General features: G+C 65.3%; 15 protein-coding genes and 1 pseudogene. 14 read left to right on the forward strand and 2 right to left on the reverse strand.

Annotated elements, in window-relative coordinates; all coding sequences use genetic code 11:
• The 9 genes from F753_RS41195 to F753_RS41235 all read left to right on the forward strand — a co-directional run.
• Window positions 1-956, forward strand: a 956-nt coding sequence (locus F753_RS41195) for a sensor histidine kinase (RefSeq protein ID WP_023446095.1), incomplete at its 5' end; no start/stop codon positions are given.
• Complete coding sequence (locus tag F753_RS41200) at window positions 953-1,699, forward strand: LytR/AlgR family response regulator transcription factor (RefSeq protein WP_014821750.1); 747 nt, start codon at window positions 953-955, stop codon at window positions 1,697-1,699. The genes F753_RS41195 and F753_RS41200, both read left to right, overlap by 4 nt.
• 155 nt (window positions 1,700-1,854) lie before the next feature.
• The gene (hemC, locus tag F753_RS41205) at window positions 1,855-2,793 is read left to right on the forward strand and encodes a hydroxymethylbilane synthase (protein ID WP_023446096.1); all 939 of its coding nucleotides are present in this window, start codon (window positions 1,855-1,857) and stop codon (window positions 2,791-2,793) included.
• The gene (locus F753_RS41210; protein WP_023446097.1) at window positions 2,790-3,560 is read left to right on the forward strand and encodes a uroporphyrinogen-III synthase; all 771 of its coding nucleotides are present in this window, start codon (window positions 2,790-2,792) and stop codon (window positions 3,558-3,560) included. Before hemC ends, F753_RS41210 begins: the two co-directional genes overlap by 4 nt.
• A gap of 16 nt (window positions 3,561-3,576) precedes the next feature.
• Window positions 3,577-4,770: a uroporphyrinogen-III C-methyltransferase gene (locus tag F753_RS41215; RefSeq protein ID WP_023446098.1), complete on the forward strand. Its 1,194-nt coding sequence runs from the start codon at window positions 3,577-3,579 to the stop codon at window positions 4,768-4,770.
• Entirely contained in the window at window positions 4,767-5,987 is a 1,221-nt protein-coding gene (locus F753_RS41220) for a heme biosynthesis HemY N-terminal domain-containing protein (RefSeq protein WP_023446099.1), read from the forward strand. The genes F753_RS41215 and F753_RS41220 overlap by 4 nt, the downstream gene beginning before the upstream one ends.
• Before the next feature lie 105 nt (window positions 5,988-6,092).
• The gene (locus F753_RS41225) at window positions 6,093-6,584 is read left to right on the forward strand and encodes a disulfide bond formation protein B (protein WP_014821745.1); all 492 of its coding nucleotides are present in this window, start codon (window positions 6,093-6,095) and stop codon (window positions 6,582-6,584) included.
• A 258-nt stretch (window positions 6,585-6,842) separates the two neighbouring features.
• The gene (locus F753_RS41230) at window positions 6,843-7,310 is read left to right on the forward strand and encodes an Rsd/AlgQ family anti-sigma factor (protein ID WP_014821744.1); all 468 of its coding nucleotides are present in this window, start codon (window positions 6,843-6,845) and stop codon (window positions 7,308-7,310) included.
• A gap of 102 nt (window positions 7,311-7,412) precedes the next feature.
• A complete protein-coding gene (locus F753_RS41235; RefSeq protein WP_023446100.1) occupies window positions 7,413-8,267 on the forward strand; it encodes an AlgP family protein in 855 nt (284 codons plus the stop codon).
• Here the strand turns inward: F753_RS41235 and F753_RS41240 are convergent.
• On the reverse strand, window positions 8,243-8,719 hold the full coding sequence (locus F753_RS41240) for a TIGR02444 family protein (RefSeq protein WP_023446101.1): 477 nt from the start codon (window positions 8,717-8,719) through the stop codon (window positions 8,243-8,245). The two genes, F753_RS41235 and F753_RS41240, sit on opposite strands and share 25 nt — an antisense overlap.
• Window positions 8,720-8,788: 69 nt before the next feature.
• Between F753_RS41240 and F753_RS41245 the strand changes: the two genes are divergently transcribed.
• The 5 genes and pseudogenes from F753_RS41245 to F753_RS41265 all read left to right on the forward strand — a co-directional run bounded on the left by F753_RS41245 (window position 8,789) and on the right by F753_RS41265 (window position 13,222).
• Window positions 8,789-10,699 carry an ATP-binding cassette domain-containing protein gene (locus F753_RS41245; RefSeq protein ID WP_023446102.1) on the forward strand — a complete coding sequence of 637 codons (1,911 nt, stop codon included), beginning with the start codon at window positions 8,789-8,791 and terminating at the stop codon, window positions 10,697-10,699.
• Entirely contained in the window at window positions 10,696-11,277 is a 582-nt protein-coding gene (locus F753_RS41250; RefSeq protein ID WP_014821740.1) for a mechanosensitive ion channel domain-containing protein, read from the forward strand. The genes F753_RS41245 and F753_RS41250 overlap by 4 nt, the downstream gene beginning before the upstream one ends.
• A gap of 8 nt (window positions 11,278-11,285) precedes the next feature.
• The gene (locus tag F753_RS41255) at window positions 11,286-12,047 is read left to right on the forward strand and encodes a TerC family protein (RefSeq protein WP_023446103.1); all 762 of its coding nucleotides are present in this window, start codon (window positions 11,286-11,288) and stop codon (window positions 12,045-12,047) included.
• A 50-nt stretch (window positions 12,048-12,097) separates the two neighbouring features.
• Window positions 12,098-12,752: pseudogene (locus F753_RS41260) on the forward strand (LysE family transporter).
• A gap of 14 nt (window positions 12,753-12,766) precedes the next feature.
• The gene (locus tag F753_RS41265; protein WP_031298057.1) at window positions 12,767-13,222 is read left to right on the forward strand and encodes a YaiI/YqxD family protein; all 456 of its coding nucleotides are present in this window, start codon (window positions 12,767-12,769) and stop codon (window positions 13,220-13,222) included.
• Here F753_RS41265 and F753_RS41270 read toward each other — a convergent pair.
• Window positions 13,197-15,335, reverse strand: coding sequence for a putative bifunctional diguanylate cyclase/phosphodiesterase (locus tag F753_RS41270; protein ID WP_023446107.1), 2,139 nt, complete (start codon window positions 15,333-15,335; stop codon window positions 13,197-13,199). The genes F753_RS41265 and F753_RS41270 overlap by 26 nt on opposite strands.
• Window positions 15,336-15,396 lie beyond the last annotated feature (61 nt).

The raw sequence follows: 15,396 nt of genomic DNA on the forward strand, positions 1-15,396 counted from the left end.
GGGTGCGGGCGGAGCCGATGCAGCCTGGCTTTGACTGGATGCGGCTGGCGCTGACGTCGTTGTTCGTGCAGTGGATCGTGCTGCTCTCGGCCGGCACCATGTGTCTGCTGCGACCCGTGCTGGCGCGTCTGCGCACTGCCTTCGCCGGGCTGGCCTGCTGCGCGCTGGTGGTCGGGCTGACCCTGGCCTGCACCGCGGTGGCCGATATCTACCAGCTCGGCGGCCCGCTTTCGCGCGACGGAGAGGTCAATCTCTACCTGCGTCACGCGCTGATCAGCCTGATCATGTCCGGGCTGTTGCTACGCTATTTCTATCTGCAGAGCCAGTGGCGCCGCCAGGAGCAGGCCGAACTGCGGGCACGGATCGAGTCGCTGCAGGCGCGCATCCGTCCGCATTTCCTGTTCAACAGCCTCAACAGCATCGCCGCACTGGTGGCCAGCGATCCGGTCAAGGCAGAGCAGGCGGTGCTGGATCTGTCGGACCTGTTCCGTGCCAGCCTGGCCCGACCCGGCACGTTGGTGGCCTGGAGCGAGGAGCTGGAGTTGTCGCGGCGCTACCTGTCGATCGAACAATATCGCCTGGGCGACCGTCTACAGATGGACTGGCAGGTCGCCGGCGTACCGGACGATCTGCCGATTCCGCAGCTGACGCTGCAACCGTTGCTGGAGAATGCGCTGGTGTATGGCATCCAGCCCCGTATCGAGGGAGGTGTGGTGAGCGTAACCGCCGATTATGTCGATGGCGTGTTTCAGTTGGTGGTCAGCAACCCCTTCGACGAAACCGCTCAAGCGCAGGCTTCACGCGGGACACGGCAGGGTCTGCAGAACATCGACGCACGATTAGCGGCACTTTTCGGTCCGCTAGCGAGTCTCAGCGTGGAGCGCCGTGAAGGCCGCCATTACACATGTCTACGCTATCCATGTGCGAGACAAACGCAGGAAGCCAGATCTATATGAATGTCCTGATTGTCGATGACGAACCTCTAGCCCGCGAGCGCCTCAGCCGACTGGTAGGTGACCTCGACGGCTATCGTGTCCTCGAGCCCGCTGCCAGCAATGGCGAAGAAGCACTGACGCTGATCGAGGAACTGCGCCCTGATGTCGTGCTGCTGGATATCCGCATGCCGGGGCTAGATGGCCTGCAGGTTGCAGCCAGGCTTTGCGAGACGGATGCGCCGCCTGCCGTGATCTTTTGTACTGCCCATGATGAATTTGCTCTGGAGGCTTTCCAGGTCAGCGCGGTTGGCTATCTGGTCAAGCCGGTGCGCCCGGAACACCTCACCGAGGCCTTGAAGAAGGCGGAACGGCCGAACCGAGTGCAGCTCGCTGCGTTGACCCGGCCGGCAGCGGTTTCCGGTGCCGGGCCTCGCACCCACATCAGCGCGCGTACCCGCAAGGGCATCGAGCTGATTCCGCTGGACCACGTGATCTACTTCATCGCCGACCACAAGTACGTCACCCTGCGCCATATCGGTGGCGAGGTGCTGCTGGACGAGCCGTTGAAGTCTCTGGAAGACGAGTTCGGCGAGCGCTTCGTGCGTATTCACCGCAACGCGCTGGTGTTCCGTGATCGTATCGAGCGCCTGCAGCGCACGCCGCTCGGGCATTTCCAGCTGTTCCTCAAGGGGCTCGAGGGTGAGGCGCTGACGGTGAGCCGTCGCCATGTGGCCGGTGTGCGCAAGCTGATGCAGAACCTCTGAACCAGTACGGTTCGCTGCGTTGGAGGCCGTCAGCTCGTGCAGCTGGCGGGCGCCGGCGCGGTGGCGTGACACCACCTTTTACTTGATTCCGGCCAACCCAGGCTGGTTGTCCGGCCTGTTATCATCGCCGGCAATTCACTGTTCTGGAATTGCCCATGTCTCGCGAAATTCGCATCGCTACCCGCAAGAGTGCCCTGGCCCTGTGGCAGGCCGAATACGTCAAGGCGCGCCTGGAGGCGTCCCACCCAGGGCTGAAGGTCAGCCTGGTGCCGATGGTCAGCCGCGGCGACAAGCTGCTTGACGCGCCGCTGGCGAAGATCGGCGGCAAGGGCCTGTTCGTCAAGGAGCTGGAAACAGCGCTGATGGAGAACGAAGCGGACATCGCCGTGCACTCCATGAAGGATGTGCCGATGGAGTTTCCCGAAGGGCTGGGCCTGTACTGCATCTGCGAGCGTGAAGACCCGCGCGACGCCTTCGTCTCCAATCATTTCGACGACCTCGATGCGCTGCCGCCCGGCAGTGTGGTCGGCACCTCGTCGCTGCGCCGTCAGGCCCAGCTGCTGGCGCGTCGACCGGACCTGAAGATCCAGTTCCTGCGCGGAAACGTTAACACCCGACTGGCCAAGCTCGATGCTGGCGAGTACGACGCCATCATCCTCGCTGCCGCCGGGCTGATCCGCCTTGGCTTCGGTGAACGCATCCGCTCCAGCATCAGCGTCGACGAGAGCCTGCCGGCCGGCGGTCAGGGTGCGGTCGGCATCGAATGCCGTACCACCGACAGCGAACTGCATGCGCTGCTGGAATGCCTGAACCACGCGCCGACCGCGACACGTGTCGTCGCCGAGCGCGCCTTGAACAAGCGCTTGAACGGCGGCTGCCAAGTGCCGATCGCCTGTTACGCGGTGCTCGAAGGCGACCAGCTGTGGTTGCGCGGATTGGTCGGCCAGCCGGACGGCACCGTGCTGCTGCGCGCCGAGGGCCGTGCGCCCGCCGCCGATGCCGAGGCGCTGGGGGTGCAGGTTGCCGAAGCGCTGCTGGATCAGGGCGCGGAGCAGATTCTCCAGGCAGTCTACGGCGAGGCTGGTCACGCGTGACCGGCTGGCGTCTGCTGCTGACCCGGCCGGCCGAGGAGTGTGGCGCGGTTGCGGCGGTATTGGCTGAAGCCGGGATTCACGGTGCCAGCCTGCCGCTGCTGGCGATCGAACCCTTGCCGGAAACCGCCGAGCAGCGCGCGACGGTTCTCGAGCTGGATCGCTACTGCGCGGTCATTGTGGTCAGCAAGCCGGCGGCCCGGCTGGGTATCGAGCTACTCGACCGCTATTGGCCGCAGCCACCGTTCGCCCAGGCCTGGTTCAGCGTCGGCGCCGCCACCGGTGCGATACTCGCCGACTACGGACTGGACGCCAGCTGGCCGGAGCGCGGCGACGACAGCGAGGCGCTGCTGGCGCTGCCGCGGCTCGGCGAGGCGTTGGCACGACCCGATCCGAAGGTGCTGATCCTGCGTGGGGAGGGCGGCCGCGAGCTGCTCGCCGAGACATTGCGCGCGCGCGGGGTGCAGGTGGATATCCTCGAGCTGTACCGGCGCTACCTGCCCGATTACCCCGCGGGAACACTCGCCGCCACGCTCCGCTCGGAACGGCTCAACGGCCTGGTGGTCAGCAGTGGGCAGGGTTTGCTGTCGCTGCGTGAGCTGGCGGCCGATACCTGGCCCGAAATGCTTGAGCTACCCTTGTTCGTACCCAGTCCGCGGGTGGCGGAGATGGCTCGGCAGCTGGGCGCCAAACGAATTGTGGATTGCCGCGGCGCCACCGTCGCGGCCTTGCTGGCGGCGTTGCGGGAAACCGCGGTGACCGCCTCCTGAAGCAAAGGATGGAAACGTGAGCGAAGCAGACCCCAAGAAAGAACCGCTGCACCCCCCCGCCAGTGAGCCGCCCCCCGCCGTCGATCCGGTCAAACCCGCCAGGCCTGCGCCATCCCGGCCGGCGTCCAGCGGTGGCGGGAAGTCTCTTGCGGCTCTGGCGCTGCTGGTCGGGCTGGGCGGTGTGGCGCTTGGCGGCTATGGTGTCTGGCAGCTGCAGCAGCTTGGCGCCGACGAGGATCGTCAGCTCGAAGCCCTGCAGAGTGCCGATGAGAAGACTCGCCAGCTGGCCGAGCGTGAGCGTGAGCTGGCGGCACGTCTGGGCCGGCTGGAGCAGCTGCCTTCGGCTAGCGAGCTGGAGGAGCGGCGGCGCTTGCTGGCGACATTGCAGAGCGATCAACAGCGCCTTTCCGGGCGTGTCGAGCAGGTGCTCGGTGCCAGTCGCGAAGAGTGGCGCTTGGCCGAGGCAGAACACCTGCTGCGCATGGCAATGCTGCAGCTCTCGGCCATGCAGGACGTGAACAGCGCCGAGATGCTGGTGCACGAAGCTGACCTGATTCTGCAGAAACAGGACGATCCCGGTGCCTACAGCACGCGGCAGAAGCTGCTGGAAGGGCTCGAAGCCCTGCGCAGCCTGCCGGAGCTCGATCGCACCGGGCTGTTTCTGCAGCTCGGCGCCTTGCGCGGGCAGACCGCTCAGCTCAGCGCGCTGGCACCGGAGTTCGTCAATGGCGAGGCGCAGTCGGAAAGCGCGCAGGACAGCCGCTGGCAGCGCTGGCTGAACGAGCTGACGCGCTATGTGCGTGTGGAGTTCGATGCCAGTGGCGACGTCAAGCCGCTGCTCGCCGGACAGACCCTGGGACAGGTGCGACTGGCCCTTTCGCTGGCCATCGAGCAGGCCCAGTGGGCGGTGCTCAATGGCAATGCCGAGGTCTACCGGCAGTCGCTGGAGCAGGCCAGCTCTGTGCTCAAGGATCACTTCAGCGAAGACAATGGCCAGGCGAGTGGCCTGCGCAAGCGTCTCGACGAGCTGTCACGGCGCGAGGTGGAGGTGACCCTGCCTGATCTCGCGCCAGCATTGCAGGCGCTGCAGGGCTACGTGCAGAAGCGTGAGCGCGGCGATGAGGCGCAAGCGCCGGAATCGTCTGAATCCTCAGATTCGTCGGCTGAGCCCGAGGTCGAGAATGAGGCGCAGGAGGCTCAGCGCACATGAAACGTCTGGCTCTTGTATTCATCCTTCTGCTGGCGATCGCGGGCTTTCTCGGCTGGGCAATCAGCCAGAGTGCCGGCTACGTGCTGATCACCTACGACCAGTTCCGCTACGAATCCAGCTTCTGGGTATTCCTCGCACTGGTCGCCTGCCTCTGGCTGGTGGCCATGGTGGTGCACTGGTTGCTCGGGCTGCTGCAGGTCTCCGGGGCGCTGGTCAACCCCTGGTCGCGCCGGCACCGCGCCCGGCGGGTGGAGAAGGCTTCTCGCCGCGGGTTGCGCGAGCTTGCCGAGGGGCAGTGGGCGCCGGCGCTGGGGCATCTGCAGTTGGCGGCAGAAAAGGATCAGCAGCCGCTGGTGCATTACCTGGGTGCTGCGCGCGCAGCCAATGAGCTGGGTGAATATGCGCAGAGCGACGAGCTGCTGCAGAAGGCGCGCGAGCGCGAGCCCGAGGCGGCGCTGGCGATCGGCCTGACGCAGGCGCAGCTGCAGATCGCCCGCGGCCAGTATGTCGAGGCGCGCGCATCGCTTGGTGAACTGCAAAACGACCATCCGCGTCACCCTTACGTTCTTACCTTGCTCCAACAACTCTACGTGCAGCTGGAGGACTGGTCGGCGCTGTGCCGGTTGCTGCCGGAGCTGCGCAAGCACCGCGTACTGCCACCGGCACGCCTGAACGAGTTGGAAGTGCTGGCCTGGACTGCCGCGGTGGAGCAGGCCGGTCAGCCCTCCGAGCTGCCTGCCGAGACCAGCCTCGAAGCGCTGAACCAGCGCTGGCAGACTGTGCCCAGCGCGCTGCGCAGCGAGCCGTTGGCGGTGCGTGCGTATGCGGATGGGCTCGCTCGTCTCGGCGCTCAGGCGAAGGCCGAAGAGGTGCTCTACACGGCGATCAAACGCCAGTTCGATGATCGCTTGGTCGAACGCTATGGAAGGGTGCAGGGTCGCGTTCCGGCGCGCCAGCTCGCACACGCCGAAGGCTGGCTCAAGGATCATCCGCAGAACCCGGTGCTGCTGCTGGCGCTGGGGCGGATCAGCCTGCGCAACGAGCTGTGGGGCAAGGCGCGTGATTACCTGGAAGCGAGTCTGCGCTTCGATCATCGTCCGGAAACCTGTGCTGAACTGGCGCGGCTGCTGGCTCAGCTGGGTGATACCGAAAGCAGCAATCGGCTATTCCAGCAGGGCGTGGTTCTGCTGGATCGAAATCTCCCGGCCACCTTGTGATCGGTTAGTCAGGTCCGCCATGTGGCGGGCCTGACGCTGCCGCGGCTTGTAAGCCTATCGACGTTTCCACTACCGTAGCGAACTTTTCCAGCTAGTGGAGCCATCATGCGCCTGGCCAGCCCTCGTTCCCTGTTCGCTCTCGCCTCTCTGGGCAGCGCCCTGCTGATCGCCATCGCGCTCTACATGGAGCACGTGATGGGGCTTGCGCCTTGCCCACTGTGTATTGTCCAGCGCATCTGCGTCATCGGTTTCGGCCTGATCTGCCTGGCCGCGGCGATTCACGGGCCGGCAAAGACGGGGCGGCGCGTCTACTCCGGTTTCGCCTTGCTCTTCGTGGCTGCCGGCGCGGCCACGGCGATTCGCCAGATCTGGTTGCAGAGCGTGCCGGCCGATCAGCTGCCGAGTTGCCTGCCGAGCCTGGAATACATGATGGAGGCGTTGCCGTTTCAGGAGATCGCGCGGCTGGTGCTGCACGGTACCGCCGAGTGCGCCGAGGTGAGCTGGACCATGCTCGGCCTGAGCATCCCCGAGTGGAGCCTGCTGGGCTTCATCGGCATGGCCATCGTCTGTGCGTGGCAACTGCTGCGTCGCGACTGAACCGATCTTTACCTTCCCCGGCGAACTCCCGTCACGCTTGTGCGGTCTTCTTCTCGACGTGCGGCATCCACCCGGTGCCGCTGCGCTCGCAAGATTCGTCGGCATTTTGCTTGATGCTTCGAGCAGCGCGGCATAGTCTGCTCGTGCGGTGACGGATTCTTGCCACTCGTCACCGTCACTCACCCAAAGGCCGATACCGAAAGACAAAAACGTCTCGGAATGGCGTAAAGCAACATCGATTAGGGAAGTGAGGTCATCATGCTCGAGAGCTGTCGGAATGCCCAGGAACGCTGGGGTGGTGTACATCTGCTGATCGACCGTTGGTTGAACGAGCGCCACGCGCTTATCAATGCGTACGACGGGCTGCATACCGAGCGTGACGATGCCGCCGCTCGCCAGGCCCTGCAGCGGTTTTGCGAATATCTGGTCGACTACGTCTCTGCCGGCCACTTCGAAATCTATGAACAACTGCTCGCCGAGGCCGAAGCCTTCGGTGATGCTCGCGCCATCGAACTGGCCAAGCAGATATATCCGCGTATCGAAACCATCACCCAAGTCTCGCTGGGCTTCAACGATCGTTGCGAGAAGGGCGATTGCCTGGGTAGCCCGGGCTTGGCCGATGAGCTCAAGAAACTCGGTCAGCTGTTGCATGAGCGGTTCGAGCTGGAAGACTGCCTAATCGAGGTGCTGCATACCGCGCACAAGCAGGCGGCTGCTCCGGCCTGAGATCTTCCATCCGCTTCGGCGGGTGTGGCGCTTTGCGTCCCCTGGCGGCCACCTGGCGGGCCGTCTAGTATGGGGGCATCGTTCCCGCCAGGAGGCACTTTCATGCCCGCGAAGAAGAAGTCGGTCACCACTCCGCTGCATCTGCTGCAGCAGCTTTCCCATAGTCTCATCGAGCATCTGGACAAAGCCTGCAGCCAGGCGATCAAGGATGCCGAAAGTGCCCTCGCCAAGCTGCAAAAGCAGCGTGGCAAGGCGCAAGACAAATTGACCAAGGCGCGCGCCAAGCTCGACGAGGCCGGCAGCACGGGCAAGACCAAGGCGCAAACCAAAGCGCGTTCCCGACTCGGCGAGCTGGAAGAATCCCTTGCATTGCTGCAGAGCCGGCAGAGCGAAACCCTGAGTTACCTGGCCGACCTCAAGCGTGATGTCGAGCAGAGCCTGAAGCTGGCTCAGGGCATCCGCAAGGTCGCAGATGACGCTGACAAGGCCTTGCGCGCCCAGCAGCAGGCGACGGCCGTCAAGCCCGCCGCAACCTCCCGTCCGGCAGCGCGCAAGCCGGCCAGCAAGGCCGCCTCGACTGCAGCCAAATCGGCAGCAACATCCTCCAAGGCTCCGACCACCAAGGCAGCGACAGCGCCGGCCGCTAAAACGCCAGCCAAGGCTCCAACGAAAGCACCGACCAAGACAGCAGCGAAGACATCAGCTGGCGGTGCCGCGGCCAAGCCTGCAGCCTCACGTCCTGCACCGGCCAAGGCACCGACTCGCGCCCGCTCGGCTACTGTGGCCAAACCCGCTGCGGCCTCGCAATCAGCTGACAGTGCAGCGCCCGCCGCGGCTGACTCAGCGGCCAAGCCTGCGACTGCGAAGCCCGCCGCCAAGGCCGTGGCGAAAAAGCCTGCCACTCGCAAACCTGCAGCCAAGCGCACCGCGACTCAGACACCGGCCAGCTCCAGCTGAGTCTGATAGGCCGCGTTGCGCAGGGTTTCCAGCGCAACGCGGCAACTACCTGTCGGCGCAAGAGCGCTCAACCACTGGTTGGCGTCAGCGCTATCGTTCCATTCGCGGCTTGCCGTCTGTAGCCGTTCCAGCAGGCTGCGCTCGGCTTGCAGTTCCAGTGTCTTGAGTGTTTTGCGCAGTTCTCGCAGCGCTTCGTCCTGTTCAGCCGGCGAGCGCCATGCCTGACGCAGTTCGCGCAGCGGCTCCACCACTATGTGTCGCCACGGTGCGGCGACCTCTTCCAATACACACATCCGCTCCTGATTGCAGGCCACCCCGCGTGCTTCCAGCCAGGCCGCGCAGATCAGCACACACACATCCGCCCCCTGACTTTGCAGTTCCAGGCAGGCAGTCTCGACCCCCTCTCGTGCGTAGCAGTTGAGGGCAAACGTCCAGAGATCCAGGTTGGGCATAAGTGGCACGCCTTTTTTTGCGGGTGGCCCGGCTGGCTTTCCAGGCGAACTGATAAACTCGCCGGCATTATGATCCGACTCCAGAACCTCACTCTACAGCGTGGCCCTCAGCGTTTGCTGGAAGGCGCCGAGCTGACCCTGCACCCCGGCCAGAAGGCCGGCCTGATCGGCGCCAATGGCGCTGGCAAATCCACCCTCTTCGCGCTGCTGCGTGGCGAGCTGGTACCCGACGGCGGCGATTGCCAGTTGCCGCCGGACTGGCGCATCGCGCACATGCGCCAGGAGATCGATACCCTCGATCGCCTGGCGGTGGACTATGTGCTCGATGGCGACGTCGAGCTGCGGCGCATTCAGCGCGAGCTTGCCGCCGCCGAACAGGCCCACGATGGCAATGCGCTGGCGCGTCTGCACACCGAGCTGGACAACGTCGACGGCTACAGCGCTGACGCCCGCGCGCGCAAGCTGCTCGCCGGGCTGGGCTTTGCCAACGAGCAGATGGCGCTGCCGGTCAGCAGCTTCTCCGGTGGCTGGCGCATGCGTCTCAACCTCGCCCAGGCACTGATGTGCCCGTCCGACCTGTTGCTGCTGGACGAACCAACCAACCACCTGGATCTCGATGCGATCCTCTGGCTCGAGGACTGGCTCAAGGGCTACCCCGGCACCTTGCTGCTGATTTCCCACGACCGCGACTTCCTCGACTCGGTGGTCGATCACGTCATCCATCTGGAACAGCGCAAACTGACGCTCTACCGCGGCGGCTACTCGGCCTTCGAAAGAACTCGCGCCGAGCGTCTGGCGCAGCAGCAGCAGGCCTTCGAGAAGCAGCAGGCGCAGCGCGCCCACATGGAAAGCTATATCCGCCGCTTCAAGGCCCAGGCGACCAAGGCACGCCAGGCCCAGAGCCGGATCAAGGCGCTGGAGCGCCTCGAAGAACTGGCGCCGGCGCACGTGGACTCGCCGTTCGACTTCCGCTTCCGCGAGGCGGACAAGGTGTCCAGCCCCTTGCTGGACCTCGCCGAAGGGCGCCTCGGCTACGGCGAAAAGGTGGTGCTGGACAAGGTCAAGCTGCAGCTGGTGCCCGGCGCGCGCATTGGTTTGCTGGGGCCGAATGGTGCCGGCAAGTCAACGCTGATCAAGACACTCTCCGCTGAACTGGCCCCGCTGTCCGGCCGCCTGCAGCGCGGCGAGAACCTGGCGGTCGGCTATTTCGCCCAGCATCAGCTGGATTCGCTCGATCCCAAGGCCAGCCCCTTGCTGCACCTGCAGCGCATCGCTCCGGCCGAGCGCGAGCAGACGCTGCGTGATTTTCTCGGCGGCTTCGATTTCCGCGGCGCGCGCTGCGACGAGCCGGTGCTGAATTTTTCCGGCGGCGAGAAAGCGCGCCTGGCGCTGGCGCTGATCGCCTGGGGCAAGCCCAACCTGTTGCTGCTCGACGAACCGACCAACCACCTCGACCTGGAAATGCGCCTGGCGCTGACCCTGGCCCTGCAGGATTTCGAAGGTGCGGTGCTGGTCGTATCCCACGACCGTCATCTGCTCAAGAGCACCACCGACGAGTTCCTGTTGGTCGCCGACGGTCAGGTGCAGAGTTTCGACGGCGACCTTGAGGACTATGCACGCTGGCTGGTGGATTACCGTGCGCGCCAGCAACCCGTGGCCAGCGGCGAGCCTGCGGCGGACAAGACCGACAAGCGCGCCCAGCGCCAGGCCGCCGCCGCCCTGCGCCAGCAGTTGGCGCCGCACAAGCGCCAGGCGGACAAACTGGAGAAGGATCTGGCGATGGTGCACGAGAAGCTGGCGACGCTCGAGGCGCAGCTGGGCGACAGTGCGCTTTATGAGTCTGCTCGCAAGGACGAGCTGCGTGAGCTGCTGGCCAAGCAGGCCGAGCTGAAGGTTCGCGAAGGCGAGCTGGAGGAAGCCTGGCTGGAGGCGCTGGAAATACTGGAGAGCCTGCAGGCGCAACTGGAGGCCAGTGCATGAGCGAACCCTGGCTGACATTGGTTGAAGAATGGCGCTTGCAGTGGATGCTGGGCTTGCAGGTGCTGTTGATCCTGCTGGTCGCCTATGTCCTGCAACGCTTGGTCGCCCGTGGACTGACTCGGCTGTCGTCGCGTTACCCGTTGCCGCCGGAATTGCTGATCCCGGTGCGCGGCGGTATTCGCTGGTTCATCATCGGCGGCGCGCTGCTCATGGTGCTGGAGCGCTTCGGCGTCTCCGCCACCGTGCTGTGGACAGCCATCTCCGGTTTCGTCGCAGTGGCGGCCATCGCCTTCTTCGCGATCTGGAGCGTGCTGTCCAACCTGCTCTGTGCGGTGCTCATCCTCACTGTCGGCCCGTTCCGGCTGGGCGATGTGGTGGAAATTGTCGAGGCGTTCGACAAGCCGATCGTCAAGGGTCGGGTTATCGACATCAATCTGGTCTACACCACCCTGGAAGAGGTGGCCGAAGCCGGCACCGGCGCCATCGTGCAGGTGCCCAACAGCCTGTTCTTCCAGAAGGCCGTACGCCGTTGGCGTGGCAGCGAAGTGCAACTCTATAACCGTAACCCCAACGAGTAAGAACCCTCATGGAATGGCTCAGCAACCCTGAGATATGGGTCGCCTTTCTGACCCTGACCGCCCTGGAAATCGTCCTCGGCATCGACAACATCATCTTCATTTCGATTCTGGTCAGCCGCCTGCCCAAGGAGCAGCAGCCGAAGGCGCGCTTCTTCGGCCTGGCGCTGGCCATGGGCACGCGGATCCTGCTGCTGCTATCCATCGCCTGGGTGATGCGCCTGACCAATGACTTGTTCACGGTGCTGGGTGAGGGCGTTTCCGGGCGCGACCTGATCCTGTTCTTCGGAGGCCTGTTCCTCCTGTTCAAGAGCACCATGGAGATCTGGCACAGCGTCGAAGGCGAGGAAGAGGAGCAGGCTGCGGGCGGCGCCGTGGTGAAGGCCGGGTTTATCGGGATCATCCTGCAGATCGCGGTGATCGACATCATCTTCTCGCTGGACTCGGTGATCACGGCGGTCGGTCTGGTGCAGAACGTCCCGGTGATGGTCGCGGCGATCGTCATCGCGGTGCTGGTGATGATGCTGGCTGCCGGTACCATCAGCGAGTTCATCGACAAGCATCCGACGCTGAAGATTCTGGCGCTGTCGTTCCTCATCGTCGTCGGCACGCTGCTCATCGCTGAAGCCTTCGATGTGCATGTACCGAAGGGCTACGTCTACTTCGCCATGGCTTTCTCGCTGGGTGTCGAGGCACTGAACATTCGCATGCGCAAGGCGATGAAGCGCAAGCTCAAGGAGCCGGTAAAGCTGGGCAAGGGCTCGCCGGACTGAACCGAAGCGCCGGCCGGGCGGCCGGCGCTCGTTGAATGGAGGTAATCAGCATGTCCCTGGAATCCTGGCTCGCGTTCTTCGTTGCCTGTTGGGTGATCAGCCTGTCGCCGGGTGCCGGCGCTATCGCCTCGATGTCCTGCGGGCTGCAGTACGGCTTCTGGCGCGGCTACTGGAATGCCATCGGCCTGCAGCTGGCGTTGGTGCTGCAGATCGCCGTGGTCGCGGCGGGCGTCGGTGCGGTGCTGGCCACGTCGGAACTGGCATTCAGCCTGATCAAGTGGTTCGGCGTCGGCTACCTGCTCTGGCTGGCCTGGAAGCAGTGGCAGGGGCAGCCCGAGGCGCTGGGTGATGCAGCCCGAGGCGCTGGATGATTCCGCCGCCCCGCGACCCATCGGCAGGCCGCTGAGCCTGATGCTGCGCGGGTTTGTGGTCAACGCCAGCAACCCCAAGGCAATCGTTTTCATCCTCGCCGTACTGCCGCAGTTTCTCGACCCGCAGCGGCCGTTGCTGCTGCAATACAGCGAGATGGCCGCGACCATGGTGGTGGTCGACCTGATCGTCATGGCCGGCTACACCGGGCTGGCGGCGAAAGCGCTGCGGCTGTTGCGCACGCCGCGTCAGCAGCGCCTGGTCAATCGCAGTTTCGCCGCAATGTTTGCCGGCGCGGCGGCGCTGCTGGCGACGGTAAGGCGCGCGGCGGCATGAGCGAGGCAACCGCCATGCGCGTGTGGATCGATGCCGATGCCTGCCCGCGCGCAGCCAAGGACCAGGTGATCAAGTTCGCCCTCAAACGGCGGTTTGAGGTGCTGCTGGTTGCCGGCCAGAGCCAGGTCAAGCCGGCGTTCGCCTGCGTGCGGCTGATCGTGGTGCCGAGCGGGCCGGATGCAGCCGATGACTATCTGGTCGAACATGCCGCCCCGGGTGACCTGGTGATCTGCAGCGACGTTCCGCTGGCCGATCGACTGGTGAAGAAGGGCGTCGCGGCGCTCGACCCGCGCGGTCGCGAGTTCGACGAGCGCAACATGGGCGAGCGGCTGGCGGTGCGCAACCTGTTCACCGATCTACGCGATCAGGGCCAGATGGGCGGCGGCCAGGGGGCCTACAGCGAGCGCGACCGCCAGGCCTTCGCCAATTCCCTGGATCGCCTGCTCACGCGATTGTCGCGCCCGCAGTGAGCGGCTGCCGCGCGGCCAGCCAGTCGCGCAGTGCCGACAATGGCAGCGGGCGGCTGTAGTGGTAGCCCTGGATGTAATCGCAGCCGTTTTCGCGCAGGTAGGCCAGCTGAACCTCCTCCTCGACGCCTTCGGCCACCACCTTGAGACCGAGTTTATGCGCCATGGCGATGATCGCCGCGGTGATGGCACGGTCATTGGCCTGCTCGGCGATTTCCTGAACGAAGGCGCGGTCGACCTTGAGGGTGTCCACCGGCAGCTTGCGCAGGTAGGCCAGCGAGGAATAGCCGCTGCCGAAATCATCAATGGACACCTTCACCCCGAGCTCACGGACGGCATCGAGGGTGCGCACCGCCGCGCCAAGGCTGTTCATCAGCGCATTCTCGGTGACTTCCACGGTCAGCCGCGCCGGGTCGAGACCGGTACGTTCGAGAATGCGCGCGACGACCTCCGGCATCTGCAGATTGGACAGGTTGAGCGCTGAGCAATTGACCGCTACCCGCAGGTCGTGGCCCTCATCGAGCAAGGCGACCAGGTCGGCACAGGCGCGGCGCGCGACCCAGGCGTCCAGCTCGGCGACGAAACCGTGTTGCTCGGCCAGTCCGACGAAGCGCTCGGGGCTGATGAAACCCTGCTGCGGATGCTGCCAGCGCACCAGCGCCTCGAGGCTCACCGGCTCGCCGCTGCGGCCATCGACGATGGGCTGATAGTTCACGCTGAGGAGGTTTTCGTTCAGTGCCCGGCGCAGGTCCTGTTCCAGCGACAGATCCTCCTGGGCGCGCAGTTCCAGCGCGGGGTTGAAGCGCAGGCTGCGGTTGCGGCCGCTGGCCTTGCACTGGCCGACCGCGAGGCCGGCGTGGCGGAACAGCGCATCGAAGTTCAGGCCGTCTTCGGGGTACTGGCTGATGCCGATGCTGGCGGTCAGGCGCAGCTGGGTGTCGCCGAGGGTGAAGGGCGGGCGCAGCTGTTCGAGGATGTGGTTGGCCAGCGCCTGGGCCTGCTCCCACTGGCCGAGGGTCAAGACGCAGAACTCGTCGCCGGAGAAGCGCGCCAGCATGTCGTGCTGACCGAGTACCGCGCGGATTCGATGCGCCGCCTGTTGCAATGCCAGGTCGCCGCTGCGGTGGCCGAGGCTGTCGTTGATGCGCTTGAAGTTGTCCAGATCCACCACCAGCACGGCCAGCGCCTGACGTTCCTCGCGCGCGGCCAGGACCTGGGTGACCATCTCGGTGAAGGCGCGACCGTTGAACAGGTTGGTCAGCGGGTCGTAATGGGTCATCGCGTTGAGCTGGTGCTCGGCCTGGTCGAGTGCCTGGCGTTGCTCGCTGAAGCGCTGCTCGGCCCAGCTGGCGGCGATGCCGGTGACGATCACCAGCAGCGCGACCAGACCGATTGCCGAGGCGAGGACGGCATGCTGGCCGCCATGACTGCCGAACGGGGCGGTGTGCTCCAGCATGTGGGCGGGGACTGCCAGGATCAGCGCATGCATGCCGGTGTAGTGCATCGAAACGATCGCCGCGCCCATCAACATGCTGCAGAGCAGGCGCTGCCAGTGCTGGTGCCGGCTCTGGCTGGCGCGGAAGTGATATCCCAGCACCAGCGCGGCGATCGAGGCGCCGATGGCGATCAGAACAGAGGCAGCGAAGGCCAGCGGTGCGTAGTAGAGCGTGGCCAGCGAGCGTATCGCCGCCATCCCGGTGTAGTGCATGGCGGCGATGCCGATGCCGGCGGCCGTGCCGGCCAGCGCGTACTGCGGCACGCTGAGGCGATCGCGGCCGAGCAGACGCATCACTACATAGGACACGGCCATGGCGATCAGCAGCGAAAGCAGGGTGATGCGATGGTCGTAGCTGATGTCCAGTGGCGCGCTGAAGGCCAGCATGCCGATGAAGTGCATCGACCAGATGCCGCCACCCAGAGCGAACGCGCCGACCCAACGCCACAAGTCGCGGCCGCGCGGGCTGCCGCTGCGGCTGACCCGATTGGCCAGCGCCAGTGCGGTGAACGCCGCCGCGCTGGCGACGAGGTAGGAGAGAACGACCAGCAGAGGGTCGTGACTGTGGCCGAGCAGGGCAATCTGGTCGGCGGGAAGGTCGGAAAACAGAAGTCTGGACACGCGGCGGCACTCGAACAGTCGGGCGTCCTGCCTCGTGAGAATAGTGGCGCATGGCCATCTG

This window comes from Stutzerimonas chloritidismutans AW-1, from assembly GCF_000495915.1.
GTDB lineage: Bacteria > Pseudomonadota > Gammaproteobacteria > Pseudomonadales > Pseudomonadaceae > Stutzerimonas > Stutzerimonas chloritidismutans.